Below are 25,193 nucleotides of genomic sequence, written 5' to 3'. Positions count from 1 at the left end.
GGGACGGTCGCGGACGCGGCTCGACGGCCGGCTGCGGGCCGCCCGTCAGGTGGGGCCCGCCGGGCGGGTGGGGCCCGCCGGGCGGGTGAGGGGCGGCGGTCGGGTGGGGGTCGGCGGTCCGTCCGCGGTGTTCACGGCTTGAGCGGGTCGTGGCCGATCGTCATCAGGCGGTGACGCCGGCGGGTGTCGTCCGCCGACTCGGTCTCGGGCTCGCTCTCCGGATCGGTCTGCGCGGTCACCGTGTCCACGACCCGGTGCATCACCCGGATGTCGTCGTCGGTCAGGTCGGTGCGCCGCTTCTGGAGGATGGCCAGCACGTGCTGCCCGGTCGGGGTGCCCGCCTCGTCGGGCAGGGACTCCGTGTTCTCGCCGGCGTCCCGCACCCGCAGCCAGGCGGCCAGTTCCTGCGAGGTCATGTTCACCACGCGGTGGAACTCCTCCCACAGCGCGTCGAGTTCGAGGGCGTCGGTCATGGTCTACCCCTTCGTCGGGTGGGGCCCCGTCGCCGGACGGGCGCCCCGGGCCGGGTGGGTCAGTGGTCGCGCGGCCAGTTCTCCGCCTCGAACATCCACCGTTGCTTCTCCAGCTCGGCGGTGATGCCGATGAGCAGGTCCTGGGTGACGGGGTCCGGCTTCTCCGTGGCCTCGATCCGCTCCCGCAGCCGCCCGATGGCGGTCCCCAGGCTCTCCGCGATCACCCGGACGACTTCCTCGTCGCGCAGCCAGCCGTCCTTCGGGGACGGCAGCGTGAACGCCGAGGCGATCGTCTCCGGGCGGCCGTCCGGGGGCAGGCCGAGGGCGGCGGCCCGTTCGGCGACGGTGTCCGCGTGGGAACGGGCCGCCGAGACGACCTCGTCCAGCTGGAGGTGGATCGAGCGGAAGCGGGGGCCCACGATGTTCCAGTGGGCCTGCTTCCCGATCAGGGAGAGCCCCAGCAGATCGACGAGGGTGCTCTGCAACGCGTCGAAGGTGATCTGACGGGCCGGTTCGGGAAGCGGGCTGTTCACGACAGTCATACCGAGGTTTCTCCTAGTCGCGTCGTTCCGTGCGGACGGAGCGGTGCGACGCGTTCCGCCACGGGCCACGCCGTCCCCCGTACGCCCGGCGTCCGTCCGACGCCCGAAAGCGTGGGCCGGACGGCCGGCGGCCACGGGGGCGGCGGCGGGCGCGGACGCTCCGGGCGTCCGCGACATCGTGCGGGACCCGTCAGGACGTGCCCATGGGGAACGACGGCCCGGAGTCTCGCGCCCGCCGACGGCGCCGCGCCACCACTCCATGGGGGCACGGGTGCCCAGGGCGAAACCGCGCAAACACGGCGTGCGGTGAGGCCGATGCCGTGCGGCGTCCGTCCGGGCTCGCGGGGCGGCCGTCGGCGCTCGCGGGGTGAGCGGTCCGGCTTCCCGGTCCGTGGGGAGGCAGCCGGTCCTCACGGGGCGAGCAGGCCGGCCTCCCGGGCGAGCACGCCGTCGAGGAAGTGGGTCAGGTCGGCGAACACCTCGGCCCGGTTCGTCTCGTGGAACACCTCGTGCCGGGCTCCGGGGTAGATCCGTTCGGTCAGACGGCCCCCGTTGAGCCGCTCGACGCCGACCCGGCTGCCGTCGAGCGGGACCAGCCGGTCGTCCTCGCCGTGCAGCCACAGCACGGGGAGCGTACCGACGTCGCCGCCCCGGGCGACGGCCTCCAGGGCCCGTACGAACGCCTCCAGCGTCGGCCGTCTCATCGGCCCGTGCCACACCAGCGGATCGTCCGCGTACGCGGCGCCCACCGCGGGGTCGCGGGAGAGCGCGGCCGGGCTGACCGGGGTGTCCGGGAGCTCGGGGAGGGCGAGCAGGCGCCCGGGGAGCTCCCAGGTGCCGATGACCGGACCGGACAGCACGAGCGCGGCGAGCCCGTCGCCGTGCCGCTGGGCGTAGCGGGCGGCGACCAGCCCGCCCATCGAGTGGCCGATCACGACCACCGGCAGCTCCGGGTGGGCGGCCCGCGCGAGCCGGGCCGCGGTGTGCACGTCGGCGACCACGTCCTCGAAGTCCTCGATCACCACACGTTCGCCGGCCGACCGGCCGTGGCCGACGTGGTCGACGGCGAACACGGCGGCGCCGTGGCCGGCCAGGGCGCGGGCCGGGCCCTCGTAGCGCCCGGCGTGCTCGCCGTAGCCGTGCACCAGCAGGGCGACGTAGCGCGGCCGGGGATGCGGCCACTCGTAGGCGGTGAGCGGGCCCCGGGTGCCCGTGAGGACGTGCTCGGCCATGTCTCCTCCGGCTGGGTGGGTGCGGGTTCCCGGGGATCTTCCCAGGGGGCGGGGCACCGGTCTATAGTCCGAAACTAGCAGTGCTAATTAAATGTGCCGTGCCACGGCGCCGACGCCGAGCCGATCACCCGGCGTCGTCGTCCGCGGCGCCGTCGGTCAGGAGGCCAGTCGTGCGACCCGTCCATTTCGCGGCCGCCCGCCGCACCCCCATCGGAAAACTGCGCGGCGCCCTGTCCACCGTGCGTCCCGACGACCTCGCCGCCGGGGTGATCCGGGCGCTGGTCGCCGAGGTGCCCGCGCTCGACCCGGCCCGCATCGACGACGTGTACTGGGGCGCCGCCAACCAGTCCGGTGAGGACAACCGCAACGTGGCCCGCATGGCCGCGCTGCTCGCCGGTCTCCCCGAGACCGTGCCCGGCGCCACCGTCAACCGGCTGTGCGCCTCCGGGATGGAGGCCGTCACCGCCGCCGCCCGCACGATCGCCGCCGGCGAGGCCGACATCGTGCTCGCGGGCGGCTCCGAGTCGATGAGCCGCGCCCCCTTCGTCCTGGCCCGTCCCGACGACGCCCTCCCGCACCGCGTCGAGACCGTCGACACCCGGCTCGGCTGGCGTCTGGTCAACCCCGCGATGAAGGACCTGCACGGCCTGCTGGCCATGGGGGAGACGGCCGAAGAGGTCGCCACGCGGTACGGCGTCCCGCGCGAGCGCCAGGACGAGTTCGCCCTGCGCAGCCACCGGCGGGCCGCCGAGGCGCGCAAGAACGGCCACTTCGACGACGAACTCATCCCGGTCCGGCGCCCGGACGGCGTGGTCGTCGACGCCGACGAGGGCATCCGCGAGGACACCTCGTACGAGAGGCTCGCCGGGCTCCGGCCGGTCTTCCGGCCCGGAGGCACGGTCACCGCGGGCAACGCCTCACCGATGAACGACGGCGCCGCGGGCCTCCTCCTGGTCAGCGAGGAGGCGCTGAACGACCTGGGGCTGGAGTCCCTGGGCCGCTACGTCGCCGGAGCCTCCGCGGGGGTGCACCCCGACGTGATGGGCATCGGCCCGGTGCCCGCCACCCGCAAGGCGCTCGCCCGCGCCGGCTGGAGCGTCGACGACGTGCAGGAGGCCGAGTTCAACGAGGCGTTCGCCGCCCAGGCGCTGGCGTGCGTGGACCGGCTGGGCATCGACCCCGGCCTGGTCAACCCCAGCGGCGGCGCCATCGCCCTGGGCCATCCGCTCGGCTGCTCGGGGGCCCGCATCCTCACCACACTGCTCCACCGGATGCGGCGCACGGGTGCCGCGCGGGGGCTGGCGACGATGTGCGTGGGCGTGGGACAGGGGAGCGCGGTACTGGTCGAGAGGCACTAGCCGCACCTCCCGTCCGCCCGTGGAGACGCCCTAGCCGCACCTCCCGTCCGCCCGTGGAGACGCCCGGCCCACGCGGGAATGAGCCGTCGGGCGAGACGCCGCTCACCGCCGCCCGTTAGGTGCGCATAGCATCTGTTCCTGCAATGAACATGATGACCTTGTGGCACCTCACCGGCTGGGAGTTCGCCGCCCTCGCCCTCGCCGCCCTGCTGGTCGGCTTCTCCAAGACGGCCGTGAGCGGGGCCAACACGGTGAGCCTGGCGATCTTCGCCGCGGTCCTGCCCGCCCGCGCCTCCACCGGCGTCCTGCTGCCGATCCTGATCGCCGGCGACGTCCTGGCCGTCCTCACCTACCGGCGGCACGCCCACTGGCCCACGCTCTGGCGGCTGTTCCCCGCGGTCGCGGCCGGTGTCGTCGTCGGCACCCTCTTCCTGATGTGGGCCGACGACGCGATCGTCCGGACGTCGATCGGCGCGATCCTGCTGTTCATGGCGGGGGTCACGGTCTGGCGGCGCCGCACGGCCGAGGCGGCCGACGACCCCGACGCCGTGGCCACCCGGGCGGGCCGCGTCAAGGCCCGCTCCTACGGCGTCCTCGGCGGCTTCACCACGATGGTCGCCAACGCGGGCGGCCCCGTGATGTCGATGTACCTGCTGTCGGCGGGCTTCCGCAAGCTCGGCTTCCTCGGCACCTCCGCGTTCTTCTTCCTCATCGTGAACGTCTCGAAGGTGCCGTTCAGCGTGGGCCTCGGCCTGATCGACGGCCCTTCCCTGCTCCTGGACGCGGCGCTCGCCGTGTTCGTCGTGCCCGGGGCGCTGCTCGGCAAGTGGGCCGTGCACCGCATCGACCAGAAGCTGTTCGAGCGGCTCGTCATCGCGGCCACCGTGGCCGGCGGTCTCCAACTGCTGCTGCGGTAGACCGTGCGGGCGCACCCGCCCGCGACACCGCCCCGCGTGCCTTCCTCAGGCGTCCCCGGGGTTGCGGCGCAGCAGGTACGTGTCCATGATCCAGCCCTTGCGCTCGCGTGCCTCGGCCCGCAGCCGCTCGATGCGGGGACCGGCCTCGGCGAGGGGGCCGGAGACGAGTATCTCGTCCGGGGTGCCGATGTAGGCGCCCCAGTAGATGTCGATGTCCTCCCGCGCGTACCGCCGGAAGGTCTGGTGGGCGTCGAGCATCACCACCACGTCGTCCACCCCCTCGGGGAAGCCCTCGGCCAGCCGCCGCCCCGTGGTGATCTGCACCGGCCGCGCCACCCGGTTCAGCCCCGTCCGGTGCCGGGCGACGAGCGCGGAGACACTGCTGATCCCCGGCACCACGTCGTACGTGAACGCCACCGCGCCCCGGGCCAGCACCTCCTCCAGGATGCCCAGCGTGCTGTCGTAGAGCGCCGGGTCCCCCCACACCAGGAACGCGCCCCGGTCGTCCTCGCCCAGTTCCTCGGCGATCAGCCGCTCGTAGATGTCGGCGCGGGCGGTGCGCCAGTCGCCGACGGCGGGGGAGTAGGCCGCGCCGCCCGCCCGGCGGTCCCGCTCCGGGTCGCGCGCCTCCACGATCCGGTACGTCCCCTCCGGCACGTGCGCGTCCAGCATGTCCCGGCGCAGCCGCGTGAGGTCGCTCTTCACCTCGCCCTTGTCCAGGACGAAGAACACGTCCGTGCTCCGCAGCGCCCTGACCGCCTGGAGGGTGAGCTGGTCGGGGTCGCCCGCGCCGATACCGATGACATGAATCTCTCGCACGACCACGAGTCTGCCGTACGCCACTGACAGTGACGGCACCGGATCCCACCGGCCGCCCCCGCGGCCGGGCCGCCGCCTCCGGCCGTCCCCTCCGGCCGTCCCCTCCGGCCGCCGTCATCCCGGCCGGGTCGCCGCTTGACGATCACCGTCGCCGCGGTCCGGGCGCCGCCTCCGGCCGCCCGTCACCGCAGCCGGGGCGCCGCCTCCCGCGCGTCCACCACGGGGTGTGCGCCCTCCACGGCCCCGGCGAGCCCCCGCGCCCAGTCGGCCAGCCCGGCGACGTCGATCCCGTGCGGCCGCCACTGGCCCGCGTCCCGGGCCCACTCCTCCAGTGCCCCGGCGCCACGCCGCAGCAGCCGGGCGCCGCCCGTGACGTTCCCGCGCGCCGCGTGCGTGAGTCCCACCGCGAGCTGCGCCAGGCCCCGCCACAGGGCGCGCTCCGCCTCGGGGCCCGACTTCCAGGCGTCCTCGAACACCTCGTGCGCGTGGAACGGCTTGCCCGCGTCCAGCAGGGCCTGCGCCTCCGCGACCGTCTCCCGCGGTGTGCGCACCACTCCCTCGGGTTGCCGTGCCACCCCGGGCGCGCCGTACGGCAGCGGCCGTCCCAGTCCGTCCCGGGGCCGGGCGTTGCGCGCCCGCCCCTCCGCGTCCCGGTCCCGTACGCCGGCGGGCCGGCCGTCGTCGTTGTCTCCTGTGCTGCCCATGGGGCGATTGTCCCGCGCCGGTGCCCCCTTCGGCGCAGCGCCCGGTGTGGGGTAAAGTGCTGTTCGCGCGATCACGCGGAACTCCGCGGGAACCGCACCGGGACGTGGCGCAGCTTGGTAGCGCACTTGACTGGGGGTCAAGGGGTCGCAGGTTCAAATCCTGTCGTCCCGACTCGTAGGAGTCGCAGGTCAGGGCCGTTTTCGGAGGCATCCGAAAACGGCCCTCGATCATTTTCGGGGACCGGTGGGGACCTGTGGGGGCCGGTGGGGACCGGCGTCCTGGAACGGCGTCCAAGGGATCACACGGACACGGGTCGCGGCCGTCGAAGCGCCGCTCCCGGCACACCTCGACGGCACTGCGCACCGGGTCCGCCGCCGGGTCCGCCGCCGGTTCCGGTCGTCGTTGCGCGCACGACCCCCACCCCAAGCCGGGACGCTCATGAACATGACAGTCCGCTCGGGTGCGCGTGGCATGGGGCGGCGATCTTTTCCCGGGGCCGTTCTCGTCGCCGCGACGGCCCACCTAGTTTGTGCACTCCGCTTTTCCGCCGTGGATAGAGGAGTCCGACGTGCGCCGTGCATACGTTCCGAGGCCGGCGGTCTTCGCCGCTGACACGGAGGTGAGTGCTACGCCGGCGCCGAGGTTCCGGAACCTCAGGAGCCGGAGTCCGGAACACCGCGGCACCTGCCCGGCCCGGCCGGAGCCGTCGTCCGGGGGCGCCGGCGCCGTATAAGCCCCGGCCGGCGATCAAGCGCGCTCGTTATCGGAAGTGGTGGCGAAGGCAGATGTGGCGGCTGTTCCTGCGTGCTGTACGCCGACCCGGACGACCGGTCCGGTTCGGTCGCCCCTCCCGCGGTCTCACCGGGCACACCGGCCTGTCCGGTGTCGCCATGACGGCCCGGCCGCCCGGCCCTCGGCCGTCCTCCGGCCGGCTGCTGACCGTCATCGCGCTGGTCGCGTTCGTGAGCACCGCGGACAACGCGGTCCTCGTCGCGGCCCTGACGTCCATTCGGACCGACCTCGGTCTGGGGATGGCGGGCGCCCAGTGGCTCGGCATCGCCTACATGCTGGCCTTCGCCGGGCTGCTCCCGGCCACGGGACCGCTGCTCGACCGCTGGGGGCCGGCGGGACTGCGGGCGGGGCTGGCGCTCTTCGCCTCGGCGTCGCTGGCCGCCGCGACGGCGTCCCACGCCGCCGTTCTCGTGGCCGCCCGGGTGGGGCAGGGCGCAGGGGCCGCGATCGTGGTCCCCGGCACCCTGCGGCTGGTGCGCACCGGGCTGCCGGCCCGTCACCGGCCCCTGGGGGCCGCGGTCTGGACCGCGGCCCTGGCCGCCGCGCTCGCGCTGGGACCGTGGCTGGGCGGTGTGCTCACCCAGCACGGCCACTGGTCATGGATCTTCCTGGCCCACCTGCCGCCACTGGCCGCCGCGGCGATCCTGCTCGGCAGGCCGGCGCACGACGGGGCCGATCCGGTACGCACCGCGGTCCCCGTCGGCCCCGCACTGCTGGCGGTCGCCGCGAGCACGGCGTTGACGGCGGCCATCGTCGGGTGGGGCCAGGACTGGTCCTGGCTGCCCGTGGCCGTGGGCGCGGCCGCGCTGACAACGCTCGTACGCCACGAACTGCGCAGCGCGACACCGCTGTTCCCCCGCGAGGTCGTGCGGAACTCCGCCGTGCTCGGTTCGGTCGGGGTGCTGCTGCCCTGGGGGATCGGGGTCAGCGGGGCCGTCTACTTCACCCCGATGGTGCATCAGGACGCCTTCGCCCAAGGCCCTGTGGCGGCGAGTCTGCCGCTCGTCGTCATCGCGATCGCGGTGGTGGCCGCCACACCCGCCGTGGTGCGCATGACGAGGTGGTTCGGGGTGCGTGCGACCGTCGCGGCCGGCTGCCTGGTGGGCGGCGGCGGGTTCCTGGCGCTGGCGGGCACCGCTCATGCGCCCGACCTGCTGTCGCGGGTCCCCGGTCTGGTGCTGCTCGGCCTCGGGGCAGCGTGCACCGCGCCTCTGACGGCCCATCCACTGGACACGGTCGCCGGCCGGGACTCCGGCACGGTCGCGGCACTGCTGACCGCGGCACGCGAGATGGCCGCCGCACTGGGCGTCGCCCTGCTCGGCCTGGTGCTGGCCCGGAACGCGGTGACGGACCTCGCGCACGGCTACGCCACGGCGCTGGTGGTGGCGGCCGCGCTCCAAGCCGTCGCCGCGACCGCCGCGCTGGCGCTGCTGCGCCCGCCCGAGCAGGCGCCCCCCTGACCTTTCCCCCTCACGTTCCCCGTCCCGTTCCCTCCACGATTGCCGAGAACCCCATGCGCGTGCAACGAGCCGAACCCGACACCCCCACCTCCGAAGCGGCGTCCCCGCGGACGCTGTCCGGCCTGCTGCGCCGATGTGCCGACCGCCGCGGCGACGAACCCGCCGTCACCTACCTCGACCACTCCCGGGTCCGTGACGGCGTGGCCACCACCGTCACCTGGCGAGAACTCGACGAACGAGCCGACGCCGTGGCCGCCTGGATCCGGCCCCGGGCGTCCGCGGGCGACCGGGCCGCGGTGATGTGCGCCCAGTCGATCGACTACCTCGCGTCGTTCCTCGGGGCGATCCGCGCGGGGCTGATCGCGGTGCCCCTGTTCCCTCCGGGCGACACCCGGCAGTGGCAGCGGCTGTCCGGCGTGCTCGCCGACTGCGCGCCGGCCCTGCTGCTCACCACCTGGCGTGAGGTCCACGCCGTGCAGGAGTTCGCCGGCGCCCAGGGCTTCGCCGAGGGCCAGGTGGTGGCGGTCGACGCCCTGCCCGCCGCCGGCGAACGCATCGCCGAACCCGTCCGGACCGACCCCGACGACATCGCCTACCTGCAATACACCTCCGGGTCCACCAGAGCCCCGGCCGGCGTCATGGTGAGCCACCGCAACGTCCTCGTGAACTGCCGCCAGGTCCTCGACACCTTCGGCATGCGGCCCGGACACACCGTCAACGTGTCCTGGCTGCCGCTCTTCCACGACATGGGACTGGTGATCGGACTCGCCGCCCCCGTGGTGTCGGCGACCCGGTCGGTGCTGATGGACCCGGAGGCGTTCCTCGCCGACCCGGCCCGGTGGCTGCGCGCGATGTCGGCCAACCCGGGCGCGATCACCGCCGCACCGAGCTTCGCCTACGCCTATGCCGCGGCGCGTGTCACCGAGGCCGAGCGCGCCCTGCTGAACCTCGCCCACGTCGTCGCACTGATCGACGGCAGCGAACCGATCCTGCCCGCGAACATCGCGCTGTTCCGGGAGGCGTTCACCGACTGCGGCCTGCCGCCCCAGGCCCACCGCCCCGCCTACGGGCTGGCCGAGGCGACCGTACTGGTGTCGGCCTCCCCCGCCGGGGAGGAACCGCGGCTGATCCGCCTGGACCGGGACGCCCTCGCGGCCGGACACGCCGTCGAAGCGGAAGGGGCGGAAGGAGCGGAAGGAGCGGCGGGAGCCGAAGGAGCGGCGGGAGCGGCAGAGGTGACCGGAGTGGCCACGCTGGTCGGTTGCGGTCTCCCCGCCGGCCAGCGGATACGGATCACCGACCCGGTCACGGCCGTGCCGCTGGCCGGGGGACACGTGGGAGAGATCTGGGTCAGCGGCGACAACGTGGGCCTGGGCTACTGGGGCCGGCCGCAGGAGACGGCGGCCGTCTTCGTCGAGGACGGGGAGGGCCGCTGGCTGCGCACCGGCGACCTCGGCGTGATCGTCGACGGCCACCTCTGCATCACCGGGCGCATCAAGGACCTCGTGATCCTGGACGGGCGCAACCACTACCCGCAGGACATGGAGATCACCGCCGAGCGGGCGCACCCCGGCGTCCGCAGGCACGCCGTGGCCGCCTTCGGCGTCCCGACCGACGACGGCGAACGGCTGGTCCTGCTGGCCGAGCGGGCCAAGGGCGTCGACCCGGACGCCGTCCCCGACAGCGAGATCATCGCCGCGGTGCGGACGGCGCTGACCGACGTGCACGGCGTCGGACTGCACGCGATGGTGCTGCTGGGGCCGGGAGAGGTCCCGCGCACCTCCAGCGGGAAGATCAGCCGGTCCGGCGCCCGGGCCCGCTTCCTGCGGGACGCGTCGTGACGGCCACGCCGCGCGACGAGCGCGCATGGCTGCTCTGGTTACGCGCCCTGGTGGGCACCGAGTTGGGGCACGACCTCACCGACGCCGACCTGTCCCGCCCGCTGCGCGAGTGCGGGCTGTCCTCGCGGCAGACGGTCGCCGTCGCCGCGGCGGTCGCCCGCCGGGCCGGCCGCGACCTGCCTCCCACCCTGCTGTGGAGCGCGCCCACGGTCACCGACCTGGCGAAGGTGCTCGCCGAAGCCGCCGGCCCGGAAGAAACGGTGGAGGCGCACACGGCCGCCTTCCCGCCGGTCGCGGTGGTGGGCCTCGCGTGCCGGGTCCCCGGCGCCGCCACGGCCGAGGCGTACTGGTCCCTCCTGCGGGAGAGCCGGGACGCGGTCTGCGAGGTCCCCGCACAGCGCTGGCCACAGGCGGGCGACGACGTGCCGCGGCAGGCGGGCGTGCTCGCCGGCATCGCCTCCTTCGACGCCGAGTTCTTCGGCATCTCTCCCGAGGAGGCCGCTCTGATGGACCCGCAGCAGCGGCTGCTGCTGGAGGTCACCTGGGAGGCGCTGGCCCACGCGGGGATCCCGCCGGGGCGATTGCGCGGCACGGACACGGGCGTCTGGGTCGGACTGTCGGCCACCGAGTACTCGCTGCTCACCCTCGCCGACCCGGCCAGGGCAGACGCGTGGTCGAGCCAGGGCGCGGCGGGCTCGATCGCGGCCAACCGGCTGTCGTACGCCCTGGGCGTCCACGGCCCCAGCATGACCATCGACACCGCGTGCTCGTCGTCCCTGGTGGCCGTGCACCAGGCGGTGCGCGCGCTGGCGCTCCGCGAGGCGGACACCGCCCTGGCCTGCGGCGTCAATCTGCTCCTCACGCCAGGGGTGAGCGCGTCGTTCGCCGCCGCCGGCGCGCTGGCCCCCGACGGGCGGTGCAAACCGTTCGACGCGGCCGCGGACGGCATCGTCCGCGGCGAGGGCTGCGGTGTGGTCGTCCTCAAGCGCCTCGCCGACGCCCGCCGGGCGGGGGACCGGGTCCTCGCCGTGATCCGTGGCGGGGCCGTGAACTCCGACGGCCGCTCCAACGGCCTGCCGGCCCCCAATCCGCTGGCCCAGCGGCGACTGCTGCGTCAGGCGTACGCCTCGGCCGGGGTCCCGCCGTCCACCGTCGACTACGTGGAGGCGCACGGCACCGGCACCCTGCTGGGCGATCCCATCGAGGCGGCCGCCCTGTCGGAGGCCCTCGCCGCCGACCGGCCCGACGACCGACCGCTGCTCATCGGCTCGGTCAAGAGCAACATCGGCCACCTGGAGGGCGCCGCGGGCATCGCCGGCCTGATCAAGACCGTGCTGGCCCTGCACCACGGCCGCATCCCGGCCAGCCGCAACCACACCCGACCCAACCCCCACATCGACATGTCCCGGCTGCGGGTCGTCACCGAGAGCACCGTATGGCCCCGCCACTCGGGCCAGGCCCGCGCGGGAGTGTCCGCGTTCGGGTTCGGCGGCACCAACGCCCACCTCGTCCTCGAGGAGTGGCCGCGCTCCGCGCCACCGCCGGGGCAGCAGCCGCCCGGGCGCCCGGCCGTGATCGGCCTCGGAGCCCCGACCACCGAGCGGCTCGCGCGCGACGCCCGGGCACTCGCCGACTGGCTGACCGAGCGGGACGTGCCGCCGCACCGGCTGGCCGCCGCGCTGGCCCACGGCCGCGACCACGGCGTCTGCCGCGCGGCGATCGTCGCCACCGACCGGTCCGGCGTCCTCGCCGCGCTGAGGGCCCTCGCCGCCGGCCGCCCCCACGAACTGCTCGACACCGCGCGGCCGTCCCCGGCGCTCGACGAGGCACCGGTCTTCGTGTTCTCCGGCTACGGGTCGCAGTGGCCGGCGATGGGCGCCAGGCTCCTCCAGGAGGAACCGGCGTTCGCCCGCGCGGTGTCCGCACTGGACGGCCACTACGCCGACCTGGCGGGGTTCGCGCTCTCGGCAGCCCTGGGCGAGAACGCGGCGGCCCAGGACTTCCGGGTCCACCAGCCCGCACTGTTCGGCATGCAGCTCGCACTGGCCGAGCTGTGGCGCGCCCACGGCGTGACACCCGGCGCGGTGATCGGCCACTCGATCGGCGAGATCGCCGCCGCCGTCGTGGCGGGGGCGCTGACCGCTCGGGACGGCCTGCGGGTGGTGCTCGCCCGCACCGCCCTGCTGGCCGAGGTCGACGGTGCGGGCGCGGGGGCGATGGCCGCGGTCGAACTGTCGGCGGACGGCCTCGCCGAGCTGCGCGAGGCGTTCCCGTCGGTCACCGTCGCCGTCCACGCCTCCCCGACCCAGTGCACCGTCAGCGGACCGCGCGACCAGGTAGCCGCGCTGGTCGCCCACGTCGGCGCGGGCGGCGGCATGGCACGGATGCTGAAGGTGGGCGGCGCCGGCCACTCGGCCGCGGTGGACCCCCTGCTGGGCCGGTTCCGCGCCGACCTGGGGCCGGTCCGTCCCGCCACGCCCACGATCCCCGTGTACTCCACCGTCACCGACGACCCCCGCGGAGCGGCCGCCTTCGACGCCGCTTACTGGGCGGCCAACCTGCGCCGTCCGGTCCGGTTCACCCAGGCCGTGGCCGCCGCCCTCGACGACGGCCACCACGGCTTCGTCGAGGTGTCCCCGCACCCCGTCGCGACGATCGCCGTCGAACAGACCGCGGCCGGCCGGGAGCCCGCCGCACAGGTTCTGGCGACCGTACGCCGCGACCCGGACCGCTCGACCGGGGGATTCGCCGCCGCGGTGGCGCGCGCCCACGTCCTGGGACACCCGGGTGTCCTGCTCGCCCGGCACCCCGACCGAGTGGTGCTCGACCTGCCCGCGCCGGGCTGGGAGCACCGCGAGTACTGGGTCCCGCCGGCGCCGGCGGGCCGGCCCGCCGGGGGCCACCCCCTGCTGGGAGAGGGAGACGAACTGCCCGAGGGCGACGGGCACGTCTGGTTCGGCGACGTCGGGCTCGCCGACCACCCGTGGCTGGCCGATCACGCCGTCGACGGCGTACCGGTCCTGCCGGCCACCGCCCACCTGGAGCTGGTGCTCGCCGCCGGGCAGTCGGTGCTCGGTCCGGTCGCGGTGCGCGACCTGGTGCTGCACCGCATGCTTCCGCTGGCCGAGCGGACCCGGGTGTGCCTGCGCGGACGCCGGACCGGTACGGGACTGGCCGTACGCGTGTACGGACCCGTGGGGGACCGGCACGTCCTGCTGGCCGACGCCACCGCCGTACCGACCCGGGGTCGCATGGCCGAAGCCTCCGCCGTGCCGACCCGGGGTCGCATGGCCGAAGCCTCCGCCGTGCCGACCCGGGGTCGCATGGCCGAAGCCTCCGCCGTGCCGACCCGGAGCCACCCGGTCGACGCCTCCGCCATGCCTGACGGCGACCCCGCCGACGCCTTCGCCGTGCCCGACGGCGCCCCGGTCGACGTCCCCGCCGTGCCCGACGGCGACCCCGCCGACGTCCCCGCCGTGTCCGACGGCGACCCCGCCGCCCCCTTCGCCGTCCCCGACGGCGACCCGGCCGCCCCCTTCGCCGTGTCCGACGGCGACCCGGCCGACCCCTTCGCCGCGTCCGAAGGCGACCCGGCCGACCCCTTCGCCGCGTCCGACGGCGCCCCGGTCGACGTCCCCGCCGTGCCCGACGGCGACCCCGCCGACGTCTCCGCCGTGCCCGACGGCGACCCCGCCGCCCCCTTCGCCGTCCCCGACGGCGCCCCGGTCGACCTCTACCGGCGTCTCGACGGCGTCGGCCAGCGCTACGGGCCGGCGTTCCGGGCGCTGCGGGCGGTCACGGCGTCGGCGGGCACCGCCCGGGCCGAGCTCGTCGTGCCCGCGCACCTGCGCCCGCGCCGCTTCCACCTGCACCCCGCCCAGGCCGACGCCTGTCTGCACGCGCTGGCCGCGGCGGTCGACGCCGACGAGGCCGCACGTACGGCCTGGATGCCGGTCCGCTTCGGCAGCGTCCATGTGAGCGGCGACGCCGCCGCGGGCGTGCGGGTCCGGGCCAGGCTCGCGCCGACGGGAGAGGGAGCCGTCCGCCGCGGGGACGTACAGCTCCTCGACGCCCGTGACGAGGTGGTGGCGACGTTCGCGTCCGTCGAGTGCGCCCCCCTGAGCGGTGGAGACCTCCCCCTGGGCCTCGACCGGCTCGGCCATCACGCCGTCTGGACACCCCTGCCGCTCGACGGGCCGCCCCGGCCCACGGGACCTCGTGGCACGCAGGTGCTGCTCGACCACGGAGCCACCTGGACGGCCGAGCTCGCCGAGGAGATCACCGCGCACGGGGGACGGGTGCACCTGGCCCCGGCGCACCAGGCCGCCGCCCACGCAGCCGGCCGCGACAGCGTGGTCCTGGCCGTCGGCGGCCCTTCCGCACCGCTCGATCCGCGAGCGGCCCGCCGGCTCGTCGCCGCCGTCGCGGACACCGTCCGCACCCTGGCCGAGCTCGACGCCCCGCCACGGCTGTGGCTGGTGACCCGGGGCGCCGTCCCGGTCACCGACGACGAGCCCGGACACCCGGGTCGGGCGGCACTGCGCGCGCTGGTCCGCGTCCTCGCCTTCGAACACCCGGAGCTGCGCGCCACCCTCGTGGACCTCGACCCGGCGCCCGACGAGCGGTCCGTGGCGGAGGCGGCCGCCGAGATCCTCGCGTCCCCGCCGGACGACGAGGTCGCGTGGCGCGGCGGCGTCCGCTACGTGCGCAGACTGCGGGGCGGGGCACCACCCCGGCACACCCCGCACACCCCGCACACCCCGCACACCCCGCACACCCCGCACACCCCGCGCACCCCACGCACCCCGGTCGTACGGCCGGGCTCCTACCTGATCACCGGCGGTCTCACCGGCCTCGGTCTGGCCTCCGCCGAGTGGCTCGCCGAGCGGGGCGCGACCCGGCTGGTGCTCGCCGGACGCCGGCCGCCCGCGTCCGCCGCCGCCGAGAGCATCGACCGGATGCGTTCGACGGGCGTCGAGGTGGCCGTGGTCACCGGTGACATCGCCGACGCCGGCACCGCGGACCGCATGGTCGTCGCGGGCGGCGCGGACGGCGTCCCGGTCCGCGGCGTGATCCACGCCGCGGGCGTCCTCGACGACGCGGCCGTGGTGGCCATGACCGACGGCCAGCTCGACACCGTCTGGCGGGCCAAGGCCGACGGCGCCCTGCGGCTGCACGAGGCGACGGCGGGGCTCGATCTGGACTGGTGGGTGGACTACTCCTCGGCCGCGGCCCTGCTGGGTTCCCCGGGGCAGGCCGCCTACGCCACCGCGAACGCCTGGCTCGACGCCTTCGGCGCCCACCGGCGCGCGCGGGGCGTCCCGGTGGTCACCGTCCACTGGGGTGCCTGGTCCGGGATCGGCGCCGCCGTCGCGACGGCGGAGTCCGCGGCCGCGCGCCTCGGCCCCGACGAAGGGTTCGCCGCCCTGGGGGAGCTCCTGGCCTCGGGACCGTCCCAGGCCGGTGTGTTCCGACTCGACATGAACTCCGTGCGGGACACGTTCCCCGACGCCGTGGGCCGGGCCTACTTCGCGGAGTCCGCGGCACCGGCGCCGGCCTCGGCGCGGGCGGCCGTCGGCACCACGCCGGAGGCGATCACCGCCCACCTGCTCGCCGTGTTCGGCGAACTGCTCCGTGCCGACCCGTCATCCCTCGACCCCGACGCGCCGCTGACGGCACTGGGACTGGACTCGCTCACCGCCATGCGGGCACGCTCCACCGTCGAACGCGACATCGGGGTGCCGCTGCCGCTCCCGTTGCTGTTGCGCGGCGCGTCGGCCAACGAACTCGCCGCCGCGCTGGCCGAACGGCTCGCCACCGGGACGACAGCGGTGCCCCGGCGGCGGCCGGGCACCGGCAGCGCCCCGGGCCCGGAACCGCGCGACACCGCCGAGCGCTGGGTCGCCCGGCACTGGCGCGGGGTGCTCGGCGCCCACGGCCGTGCCGTCGACGTCACGCTGGACGCCGCGGGTGCCACGGACGCGGACCGGGTCCGCCTGGCGCACGAGATGAACGCCGCCCTGCCCGGGGACGAACCCGTCCGGCTCACCGGCACGGACACCATTGCCACCGTCGCCGATCTGCTGCGCCACCGGATCGAGGGCGGCGCCGACGGGCCGGTGCGGGTGCTCGCCGACCACGGACGGGAGACGGCGCTCTTCCTGTTCCACCCCGCGGGCGGACCCACCGCGGTCTACCGGCCGCTCGCCGACCGGATCGGCGGGGCGGCGAACTGCTACGGGCTGGAACGGCTCGACGCCCTCGACACCGTGGAGGCCAAGGCCGCCGCCTACATCGCCGAGATCCGCCGGCTGCGCCCCCACGGGCCCTACCGGCTCGGAGGCTGGTCCTTCGGCGGCTGCCTGGCGTACGAGGTCGCGCGGCAGCTGACCGCCGCCGGTGCCGAGGTCGACCTGCTCTTCCTGATCGACGCCATCCTCCCCCTGCCCACCGACGACGTCGACCGGGCCCGCCTCGCCCGCGTCGCGCGTTTCGCCGAGCACATAGAGCACACCTACGGCGTGCCGCTCGGCCTGGACGTCCCGGTCCGCGGCAGGGAAACCGACCTCGACCTGTTCGACCGGGTCATCGCGCGCATCCGCGAGCGGGTCCCGCGGATGGGGCCGGCCGCCCTGCACCACCAGTACACCTCCTACCTCGACGCACGCATCGCCGAGGCCTACCGGCCGCGGCCGTACGGCGGCCCGGTCCTGCTCTTCCGCGCCGCCGAGCCGCACCCTCTCACCACGTCGCTGGACCCGCGCTACCTGCGCACCGACACCGCCCTGGGCTGGGACGTCCTGTGCCCCGGCCTCGACGTCGTGCCCGTCCCCGGAGACCACATCTCCGTGATCGATCCGCCCCACATCGACGTCGTGGCACATCGGCTGCTCAAGGAACTGGAGTCCACGACACACGCCCCAGGAGGCCACCGTGGCTGACCGCCCCTCCGACGGCACCGCCGTGGACATCGCCGACCTGCTCGCACGCGACGACGAAGTCCTGCGGGTCAACGAGAAGAGCGCGGGCGAACGCCAGCACGCCAAGGGCAAGCTGACCGCTCGTGAGCGGATCGACCTGCTCGTCGATCCCGGCTCCTTCACCGAGTTCGACCGCTTCGCCCGGCACCGCTGCACCGACTTCGGCATGTCGGACCACCGTCCCTACGGCGACGGCGTGGTGACCGGCCAGGCCACCGTGGACGGACGCCCCGTCTGCCTGTTCTCCCAGGACTTCAGCGTCCTGGGCGGCAGTCTCGGCGAGGTCTTCGGCGAGAAGGTTCTCAAGATCATGGACCGGGCCCTCGACATCGGGTGCCCGATCGTGGGCATCAACGACTCCGGCGGGGCCCGCATCCAGGAGGGCGTGACGTCACTGGCGTACTACGCCGAGATCGCCATGCGCAACGTCGCCGCTTCCGGGGTGGTGCCGCAGATCTCCCTGGTCCTCGGGCCCTGCGCGGGCGGTGCGGTCTACACGCCGGCCCTCACCGATTTCACCGTGATGGTCGACGGGACGGCGCACATGTTCGTCACCGGACCGGACGTCGTCGCCGCCGTCACCGGCGAACGCGTCAGCGCCGCCGACCTCGGCGGCGCCGCCGTCAACAGCGCGGTGTCCGGCAACGCCCACTACCGGGCCGGCGACGAGCCCGACGCCGTCGACTGGGTCCGGACCCTCCTGGGGTACCTCCCGGCCAACAACATGGACCCCGTTCCCATCTACCCGTCCGCCTCCGGTGACGAGATCACCCCCACCGACCGGGCGCTGGACTCCCTCGTCCCCGGCGACCCCGACCGGTCGTACGACATGCGGGAACTCGTCGCCGCCCTCGCCGACGACGACGAATTCCTGGAGGTGCACGACGGGTTCGCGCCCAACATGCTCTGCGCGTTCGCCCGGATCGAGGGCGGCACGGTCGGCGTGGTGGCGAACCAGCCCCGCCACCTCGCCGGAGTCATCGACATCGACGCCTCCGAGAAGGCGGCTCGATTCGTCCGGTTCTGCGATGCCTTCGGCATCCCGCTGCTCACCCTGGCCGACGTCCCCGGATACCTGCCGGGAGTGGCCCAGGAACGGGCGGGCATCATCCGGCGCGGAGCGAAACTCCTCTACGCGTACGCGGAGGCGACCGTCCCCAAGGTGACCGTCGTGGTCCGCAAGGCCTACGGCGGTGGCTACGCGGTCATGGGCTCCAAACACCTCGGGGCCGACGTCAACCTCGCCTGGCCGTCGGCGGAGATCGCGGTCATGGGCGCCGAGGGCGCGGTCGCCGTCCTGCACCGGCGCACTCTGCGGGAGACCGACGCGGGCGACCGCGACCGGATCAGGCAAGCCCTGGTGGACGACTACCGGGCGAGAACGGCGTCACCGTATCCGGCCGCCGAGCGGGGCTACGTGGATCGCGTCATACGCCCCGCGGCGACGCGCATCGAGGTGGCGCGGGCCTTTCGCTCGCTCCGCTCGAAACGAAAACAACTCCCCGCGCGCAAACACGGGAACATCCCGCTGTGAGTTCCGCCCCTCGTCGCCCCTCGTCGGCCCGTCCTCGCCCCGCGTCAGGAAAGGAAAGCGCATGAGAATTCCAGGCGGATACCGTGCGGCTGCCGTGACCCTGCTGGCCGCCGCGCTGACCGTGACCCCCCTCACCCCCGCGGCCACGCCCGCCGTCGCCGCGTCCCTGTCCGTGCCCGCCGACGACGGCGCGAGCGTCGTGAGCGAGACCCGGATCGACGACCGCACCGTCGATCTGGAGATCGATTCCCCCGCGCTCGGCCGGCGCGCGATGGTCCGGGTCCTCCTCCCCGCGAACTGGGACAGCCGGACCGACCGGACCTGGCCGGCCCTGTGGCTGCTGCACGGCTGCTGCGACACGGCCGACTACCGCGCGTGGACCCAGTTCACCGACGTCGAGGAGTTCACCGCCGACAAGGACGTGATGGTCGTCATGCCTTCCGACGGGCCGGCCGGAATGTACTCGGCCTGGTGGAACTTCGGCCTCAGTGCGAAACCGGACTGGGAGACCTTCCACGTCACCGAGGTGCGGCAGATCCTCGAACGCAATTACCGGGCGGGCACCCAGCGGTCCGTGGCCGGCCTGTCCATCGGCGGATTCGGCGCCATGCACTACGCGTTCCGGCACCCGGAGCTGTTCGGGGCCGCCGCATCCTACAGCGGAATGCTCAATACGCTGTCCTTCGGTGTTCCCGCGCTGATAAAGAGCATCCTCGTCCGGGAGGGAATCTGGAACTGGACGGCCCTGTGGGGCGAAGAGCTCCTGACGAATGGATTGTGGCGGTCCCACAATCCGTACGACAACGTCGAGGCACTCCGCGGAAAGGCGCTCTACGTCTCGTCCGGAAACGGCCTGCCCAGTGATCTCGCGCCGGACGAGGGCGCGGACGCCCTCGAACCCGCCGCCCTGGGCACCTCGCAGCAGTTCGTGGCGAAGCTCCAGGCCAACGGGCTGCCGGTGACCAGCGATTTCTACGGAAACGGCACGCACGACTGGCCCTACTGGGAACGCGCGCTGCACCGGTCCTGGCCCACTCTTGCCCAAGGGCTCGGCATGTGAGACAAGTTGTCAGCAGCAGTTCACACCGTGCCGGCCGGAGGTGCTCGGAGTGGGAAGCAACAACGTCACGGCCCCGATCCACGGACCTTGGTTCGAGTTGCCGGTCGAGATGGCCCACGTGCTGCGGCCCCGGGCGGACACCATCGCCACCGAGATGATCCAGGTCATCCAGCGCAGCGTGGCCAGCTACCGCGGCTCGCTGGAGTCCCCCGTCGGGCGCGACCTGGTCGGCGCGGTCCGGCGCGCCGTCTACCAGTTCGTGGAACTCATCGAGGACCCCGGCCGGCCCCAGGACCAGGTCACCGCCTATTTCCGCAGACTGGGCCGCACCGAGTTCTTCGCCGGTCGCGACCTCGACCACTTGCAGGAGGCGTACCGCATCGGGGCGCAGGTCGCCTGCCGCTGCTACGTCGACTCCGCCCGTCAGGCCGATCTGCCGCTCTCGGCGGTGCTGCGCCTGGGCGAGGCCGTACTGGTCCACATCAACGCCTTGGCCAACGAGTCGACCAAGGGCTATGCCGAGGCCAAAGCGCTGGGCACCGACGAGATCGCCGACCACCGCCGCGCGCTGGCCGAACGTCTGCTGCAACGCGACCTCGACGGAGGCGCCGCACTGGAGGTCCTGGCCGACAAGGCGCGGTGGCCACTGCCCGACCAGGTCGCGTGCTGTGTCGTCGAGAACCAGACCACGCCACCGCTCGGGCACCTCCCCGACGCTCTGTTCGTCCCCCGCGGCACCGAGCTGCGCGCGGTCCTCCCGGTCCGGGCCGGACCGGAAGGGGAGCAGCGCCTGCGGGCCGCGTTCCCCGGCCGGCGCCTGGTCGTGGGACCGGCGGTCCCCCTGGCGGAGGCGTGGCTGTCGCTGCACTGCGCCCGCCTGACGGTGCACCACATCCGCCGGGGGCGCATCCCGGGCGACACGTCGCTGGTGAAGGCCGAGACTCATCTGACCGACCTCATCCTGCTGGCGGGCGAGCCCGTCAGCGCCCTGGTGGCCGAGCGGCTGGCCGATCCCCTGGAGGGACTGTCACTGGGCAAGGCCAAACGCCTGGAGGAGACGCTGCGCGCCCTGCTCTCCTCCTGGAGCCGGTCCGCGCCCGAGGTCGCCACGGCGCTGGGCATCCATCCCCAGACGGCCCGCAACCGGCTGCGTCAGCTGAGGGAACTCTTCGGAGACCGCCTCGGCGACGCCGACTTCCGGTTCGACGCCGAGCTGGCGCTCCGCCTCCGGGACACGTCGTGCGGACGGGGCGGAGCAGCCGACGCGTGAGGGGCGCGGCGACGGTGACCGTACCGGGCGCGGCGGCCACGGCTCACCGGCTCCGGCGTGCGCCCGCGGTCGGGGGCGGTCGCCCGCCCCCGGGCGCTACCGCGCCTGGTCCGGCAGGTACGACTCCAGGGCCACCTCCATCTCGTAGGCGCGCGCCAGCGCCTGTTCGAGTTCGGACAGCCCGCGCATCGTGTCCGGCTTCGGGGTGTCCACCCGGATCAGGTCTCCCTGGTCCAGCAGCCTGCGGAACTCCCGCTGGTCACGGATCCTCTCGTCGCCGTCCGGGGTGCCGGGGACGGGCGGCACGGTGAGGTCCACCCCGAAACGGGGGATCCGCGCCGCGGGCCGCGCCGGATCGTGCCGGCGTGACACCGTCAGCCGGATCCCGGCCCACCGGCCCAGCCATTCCGGGACCCGGCGCCACCGGGTCGCGCGCCACCGCTCCCGCCGCTCCCGGTCACGGCGCACGGCGGCCCGGCGGTTGGCCTCCTGGTGCAGCCGCAGCCACCACGCGGCGCCGGCCGCCTCGTCCCAGCCGGCGTACGCGTCCCAGGCCACGTTCGCCGTGTGCCGTGTCATGGCCTCGATGGCCTGCTCGTACTCGGCGGGCCGCTCGCGCCCGAGATCCTGGAGGAGCAGCAGCGCCCGCACCGCCGTACGGACCGCCTGGGTGTGCGCGCCGGCCCCGCTGAGCGCCCCGGCCCGGGTCCCGAGCACCCGGGCCAGCGTGGGACGGTGGATGGTGGGCTGGTCCTCCACCAGGTGCAGCGTCACCCGCAGGCATTCGTCGATGACCCGCACCGCCGCCGAGTAGCGGTTCAGCGCGGTCAGCTCCAGCGCCTGGTTGTGCAGGGACTCCACCAGGGCGGGCAGATAGGCGTCCGGATGGACCTGCGCGAGCCGGCGCCGGATCAGCACGGCGTGGGTCACCGTCTCCAGGGCGTCCTGACCCGGTGAGCGCCGGTTGGCGAGGTTGTGCAGCGCGCCGGCGAGCAGGGCGAGGTGCTGGCGGGTGGGCCGGTCGCGGACCAGTTCCTCCAGGATCTCCACGGCCTCCTCACCGGCGCTGAGCGCCTCCGCGCGCAGGTTCCGCGCGGCCAGCACCACGGAGAGGCTGCTCAGCGCCTGCGCCAGCCGGGCCCGGTGCGGCATCGAGGCGGCCGCCGTCCGCGTCCCGGACCCGCCCGCCACCAGCCGCCGGCCGACCCGCACCGCCTCCGTGCAGTCCGCCAGCGCCTCGCGGTACCGGCCCAGTTCGAACAGCGCGCCCCAGCGCACCCCGATGGACTCGGCGAGCAGCGGGAGGTACGCGCCCGGGTCGCTGCGGGCCAGCCCGCGGTACAGCCGTACCGCGCGGCCGCCGCGTTCCACGGCGTCCGTCCAGCGCCGTACGGAGCTCAGCCGGACCGCGAGGTTGTGCTCCGCCCCCGCCAGGTCGGCCCGCACCGGGGCCGGGGCGAGGACGCCGCCCGCGAGGCGGGCCCGGCGGCGGTGCGCGTGGACGAGTCGCCGGGCGATGTCCAGCGCCTGCTCGCCCAGCAGACGGCTGCGGTCCGGCACCGCCGCGTGCAGCACCTCCAGCAGGTCGAGCGGCAGGTCCGGCCGCTCCACCAGCCGGTGCAGCGCGTGCAGCAGGAAGCCCGGGTTCTCCGACCGCCCGGCGACCACCACCGCCGGGACGGCCAGGGCGTCGGGGTGGCCGACGATCAGGTCCGCCACCTGCTCCGCCAGATCCGGGCAGGGGCAGCCGGGCTGGGCCTCGGCCCGGGCCAGCACGGTCAGCGCCCGCTCGGCCTCGCGGCCGCCCAGCCGGGGCAGCAGCGAACCCAGCAGGGCCCTGTTCCCGCGGCACCGCAGGGCCACGTGGTACTCGCCCAGCAGATCGGGCTCCAGGGCGCCCCAGTACGACGCCTCGGTCGGCGGATACAGCCGGTGGAGCCATTCCGCCGCGGCCCTGGTCCGCTCCTCGCCGGCCAGGCCCGGGAGCAGTCCCAGCAGTTCGGTGGCGCGCTGCGGATCGGCGGTCCTGGTCAGCGTGGCCGTCGCCACCGCGTCGGCCAGCACGTCGTGGCCGACGCCGTCGAGTTCGGACCAGGCGCCGGCGGTCCGCTTCCAGTACCGCCGTTCGTGCCCGAGGAGCTGCGCCCGGACGTCCGGCTCCCGGCCCGGGCGGGGGATCCGCGGCGCGGCCGGGCCGGAGCCGGCCGGGTCACGGGGGTCCGCACGGGTGCCCCCACGCGTGTCCGCACGGCCGTCCGGACGGCCGTCCGCCGGCCGGTCCGCCCGGAGGTCGGCCTCCGTGAGGAGGTGCAGAAGGGCCCGCATGTGCAGATGCAGGGCGGAGCCGTTGTCGAAGTCCCGGTAGGGCCGCGACAGGACCGCCCGCTCGACCGCGGCCCAGTCGACGCGCGCGTACTCCGTCAGCGCCCCCAGCCCGGGCAGCCGCCGGGCCAGCGCCCGCACCGCCTCCTCGTACATCAGGGCGCGCCGCGCGGGCGTCGTGGCGACGTCGCGGAGTTCGACGGTGTGCGCCCCGCTCAGCGTCCCGGCGCTGCGCGCGGTGGCACCCGGGAGCCGCTCCCACCACTCGCCCGCGCTGCGCGCGATCAGCACGATCCGTACGGGATGGTGGCCGCCGCGCGCCTCCAGCACCTCCAGTACGTCGCCGATCAGCTCGGGACTGGTCTCGGCGTAGTCCATGACCAGCAGCATCCGCTGGTCGACGGCGGTCAGCGCCCGCAACCCCCGGACCAGGCCGTCCCGTTCGGCGGCGGACTCGCGCAGCAGCGCGGCGACCCAGCCGCGGGTCGCCATGCGCGCCGACAGCTCCCGGGCGAAACGGGACTTGCCCTGGCCGCCCAGCCCGGTGATCAGCCGGGTGGCGAGCCCGCCGCCCTCGACGCACCAGTCCTCGAAGTCCCGCAGCTCCCGGTCCCGGCCGGTGAAGGGCACCGCTTCGGCCTGCGGGCGCAGCAACTCGGACGGCAGCCGCGGGGCGCGGCTGGGCACGGCCGGTTCGCACAGCGCCTCCAGTTCCACCGCCTCGGCCGACGGCACGTACCCCGTGCGCCGGGCCAGCAGCGACCGGAACTCCTCCTCGGCCAGCAGCCGGTGAGCCGGTACCGCCTGGAGCTTGCCGTGGTTCCAGTGCGCCGAGTCCACCACCACCACGCCGCACAGCAGCGGGCCGCTCCACAGCGCCGCCCCCGACATCCCGCTCCACGGGGAGTCGCCGAGGTCGGCGGGGGCGCGGTCGACACCGAGTTCCCAGCGGTCGGCGATCATCCGGTCCCCGGGGCTCACCGTGCCGGAGACCTGGGCGGTCTCCAGACCGGCGGGGGAGGAGGCCTGGACCCGGGCGAACCCCAGGGCGTCGGCGGGCTGCCCCGCCCGCAGGGTCACGAACCGGCCGAACCGCACCGGGGAGTCCGCGACGTCGGGCGGCCAGTCCTCCGGCGCCACCTCCAGCAGGGCCGCGTCGAGGCCCGCCGGCCGGCCGTCCCAGACGACGGCGGCGGGTACGAGCCGCCGGGCGGTGAACAACTGCACCCGCACCCGCACCCGCGCACCGGCGGCCGACCCGGCGGTCTCCCGCGGGGGCAGCGCGTGGCCCGCCGTCAGCACCAGGCGGGGCGCGATCACGCACCCCGAACCGACCCGGCCGCCGCCGCTCTCCCCGTCGGCGCGCACGGCGACCAGCCGACTCCTGTTCATGGCGTCCGTACCCTTCGCGCGGGACGGGCGGTCAGGAGGCGTCGGGCGCCAGGAAGAGGGCGGAGCCGTCGTCGGCCCCGGCGTCGTCGCCCGGCAGGCCTCCGTCCGCCGGGTGCCCGTCCGCCAGGTTCCGGGAGATCTCCACCGCCCGGCCGTCGGCCCGCTTCGGCGTGAGGGTCAGCGAGACCTTGTGGGTACGGGTCCGGCCGGCCCTCGCCTCCGCGTCGCCGGACAGGACCCAGGCCCGGAAGCCGGTCTTCGCGGCGACGTCCCGCCGCAGTTCGACCGTGAACTCCATGCCGACCGGGCCCACCTCGAAGCGCAGGTCGTCGTGCGTGTCGGCGGCGGCGCTCAGCAACGCGTCGCGCACCAGCCGTACCGCGGCCGTCAGTTCCAGCTCCTCGGGCATCGTGTCCCCCTCGCCGGCGCGGACAGAGAGCGCCGTGGTCCTGAGGTGACAGAGTGCCAGACGGGGTGGGGGGAGGACCAACGCGGG

Annotated in this window: 15 protein-coding genes and 1 tRNA gene; 9 read left to right on the top strand and 7 right to left on the bottom strand. The window is 75.0% G+C overall.

Annotation, left to right across the window (positions count from 1 at the left end):
* Window positions 1-131: 131 nt before the first annotated feature.
* The 3 genes from ACZ3KJ_RS31695 to ACZ3KJ_RS31685 form a co-directional block, all read right to left on the bottom strand.
* Window positions 132-473: a DUF3140 domain-containing protein gene (locus tag ACZ3KJ_RS31695; protein WP_467532016.1), complete on the bottom strand. Its 342-nt coding sequence runs from the start codon at window positions 471-473 to the stop codon at window positions 132-134.
* Window positions 474-532: 59 nt separating this feature from the next.
* Complete coding sequence (locus ACZ3KJ_RS31690; RefSeq protein ID WP_467532015.1) at window positions 533-1,015, bottom strand: Dps family protein; 483 nt, start codon at window positions 1,013-1,015, stop codon at window positions 533-535.
* Window positions 1,016-1,425: 410 nt separating this feature from the next.
* On the bottom strand, window positions 1,426-2,247 hold the full coding sequence (locus tag ACZ3KJ_RS31685; RefSeq protein WP_467532014.1) for an alpha/beta hydrolase: 822 nt from the start codon (window positions 2,245-2,247) through the stop codon (window positions 1,426-1,428).
* Between the two features lie 170 nt (window positions 2,248-2,417).
* Here ACZ3KJ_RS31685 and ACZ3KJ_RS31680 point away from each other — a divergent pair, with 170 nt between their 5' ends.
* Window positions 2,418-3,605 carry a thiolase family protein gene (locus ACZ3KJ_RS31680; protein ID WP_467532012.1) on the top strand — a complete coding sequence of 396 codons (1,188 nt, stop codon included), beginning with the start codon at window positions 2,418-2,420 and terminating at the stop codon, window positions 3,603-3,605.
* A gap of 143 nt (window positions 3,606-3,748) precedes the next feature.
* Window positions 3,749-4,522 carry a sulfite exporter TauE/SafE family protein gene (locus ACZ3KJ_RS31675; RefSeq protein WP_467532010.1) on the top strand — a complete coding sequence of 258 codons (774 nt, stop codon included), beginning with the start codon at window positions 3,749-3,751 and terminating at the stop codon, window positions 4,520-4,522.
* A gap of 45 nt (window positions 4,523-4,567) precedes the next feature.
* Here the strand turns inward: ACZ3KJ_RS31675 and cobF are convergent, their stop codons facing one another.
* Window positions 4,568-5,341 carry a precorrin-6A synthase (deacetylating) gene (gene cobF / locus ACZ3KJ_RS31670; RefSeq protein ID WP_467532009.1) on the bottom strand — a complete coding sequence of 258 codons (774 nt, stop codon included), beginning with the start codon at window positions 5,339-5,341 and terminating at the stop codon, window positions 4,568-4,570.
* Window positions 5,342-5,523: 182 nt separating this feature from the next.
* Window positions 5,524-6,045, bottom strand: coding sequence for a DUF309 domain-containing protein (locus ACZ3KJ_RS31665; RefSeq protein WP_467532008.1), 522 nt, complete (start codon window positions 6,043-6,045; stop codon window positions 5,524-5,526).
* Window positions 6,046-6,143: 98 nt separating this feature from the next.
* On the opposite strand from ACZ3KJ_RS31665, the gene ACZ3KJ_RS31660 reads away from it, so the two are divergent.
* The 7 genes from ACZ3KJ_RS31660 (at window position 6,144) to ACZ3KJ_RS31630 (ending at window position 20,983) form a co-directional block, all read left to right on the top strand.
* A tRNA-Pro gene (locus ACZ3KJ_RS31660) sits at window positions 6,144-6,217 on the top strand.
* 719 nt (window positions 6,218-6,936) lie between these two features.
* Window positions 6,937-8,298 carry an MFS transporter gene (locus ACZ3KJ_RS31655; protein ID WP_467532007.1) on the top strand — a complete coding sequence of 454 codons (1,362 nt, stop codon included), beginning with the start codon at window positions 6,937-6,939 and terminating at the stop codon, window positions 8,296-8,298.
* A 53-nt stretch (window positions 8,299-8,351) separates the two neighbouring features.
* Window positions 8,352-10,139, top strand: a complete 1,788-nt coding sequence (locus ACZ3KJ_RS31650; RefSeq protein ID WP_467532006.1) for a fatty acyl-AMP ligase — start codon at window positions 8,352-8,354, stop codon at window positions 10,137-10,139.
* Window positions 10,136-17,080: an SDR family NAD(P)-dependent oxidoreductase gene (locus tag ACZ3KJ_RS31645; RefSeq protein ID WP_467532005.1), complete on the top strand. Its 6,945-nt coding sequence runs from the start codon at window positions 10,136-10,138 to the stop codon at window positions 17,078-17,080. Before ACZ3KJ_RS31650 ends, ACZ3KJ_RS31645 begins: the two co-directional genes overlap by 4 nt.
* Entirely contained in the window at window positions 17,073-18,653 is a 1,581-nt protein-coding gene (locus ACZ3KJ_RS31640; protein WP_467532004.1) for an acyl-CoA carboxylase subunit beta, read from the top strand. The genes ACZ3KJ_RS31645 and ACZ3KJ_RS31640 overlap by 8 nt, the downstream gene beginning before the upstream one ends.
* 94 nt (window positions 18,654-18,747) lie before the next feature.
* Window positions 18,748-19,713, top strand: a complete 966-nt coding sequence (locus ACZ3KJ_RS31635; RefSeq protein ID WP_467532002.1) for an alpha/beta hydrolase — start codon at window positions 18,748-18,750, stop codon at window positions 19,711-19,713.
* A 49-nt stretch (window positions 19,714-19,762) separates the two neighbouring features.
* Window positions 19,763-20,983 carry a PucR family transcriptional regulator gene (locus tag ACZ3KJ_RS31630; protein WP_467532001.1) on the top strand — a complete coding sequence of 407 codons (1,221 nt, stop codon included), beginning with the start codon at window positions 19,763-19,765 and terminating at the stop codon, window positions 20,981-20,983.
* Between the two features lie 96 nt (window positions 20,984-21,079).
* Here the strand turns inward: ACZ3KJ_RS31630 and ACZ3KJ_RS31625 are convergent, their stop codons facing one another.
* Together ACZ3KJ_RS31625 and ACZ3KJ_RS31620 are read right to left on the bottom strand one after the other, a co-directional pair.
* Window positions 21,080-24,697, bottom strand: coding sequence for a tetratricopeptide repeat protein (locus ACZ3KJ_RS31625; RefSeq protein ID WP_467531999.1), 3,618 nt, complete (start codon window positions 24,695-24,697; stop codon window positions 21,080-21,082).
* Between the two features lie 31 nt (window positions 24,698-24,728).
* Complete coding sequence (locus ACZ3KJ_RS31620; RefSeq protein ID WP_467531998.1) at window positions 24,729-25,106, bottom strand: trypco2 family protein; 378 nt, start codon at window positions 25,104-25,106, stop codon at window positions 24,729-24,731.
* Between the last annotated feature and the right edge of the window lie 87 nt (window positions 25,107-25,193).

The sequence above is a fragment of the Streptomyces sp. NPDC003248 genome (assembly GCF_055563235.1).
Note: the sequence above shows the minus strand (reverse complement) of the source record. Positions and strands in the feature narration are given on the sequence as shown.

Excerpts from the sequence above, each read along its gene's own strand:
- ACZ3KJ_RS31695 (WP_467532016.1), bottom strand. The coding sequence starts at position 473 with ATGACCGACGCCCTCGAACTCGACGCGCTGTGGGAGGAGTTCCACCGC.
- ACZ3KJ_RS31690 (WP_467532015.1), bottom strand. The coding sequence starts at position 1,015 with ATGACTGTCGTGAACAGCCCGCTTCCCGAACCGGCCCGTCAGATCACC.
- ACZ3KJ_RS31685 (WP_467532014.1), bottom strand. The coding sequence starts at position 2,247 with ATGGCCGAGCACGTCCTCACGGGCACCCGGGGCCCGCTCACCGCCTAC.
- ACZ3KJ_RS31675 (WP_467532010.1), top strand. The coding sequence starts at position 3,749 with ATGAACATGATGACCTTGTGGCACCTCACCGGCTGGGAGTTCGCCGCC.
- ACZ3KJ_RS31665 (WP_467532008.1), bottom strand. The coding sequence starts at position 6,045 with ATGGGCAGCACAGGAGACAACGACGACGGCCGGCCCGCCGGCGTACGG.
- ACZ3KJ_RS31655 (WP_467532007.1), top strand. The coding sequence starts at position 6,937 with ATGACGGCCCGGCCGCCCGGCCCTCGGCCGTCCTCCGGCCGGCTGCTG.
- ACZ3KJ_RS31650 (WP_467532006.1), top strand. The coding sequence starts at position 8,352 with ATGCGCGTGCAACGAGCCGAACCCGACACCCCCACCTCCGAAGCGGCG.
- ACZ3KJ_RS31625 (WP_467531999.1), bottom strand. The coding sequence starts at position 24,697 with ATGAACAGGAGTCGGCTGGTCGCCGTGCGCGCCGACGGGGAGAGCGGC.
- ACZ3KJ_RS31620 (WP_467531998.1), bottom strand. The coding sequence starts at position 25,106 with ATGCCCGAGGAGCTGGAACTGACGGCCGCGGTACGGCTGGTGCGCGAC.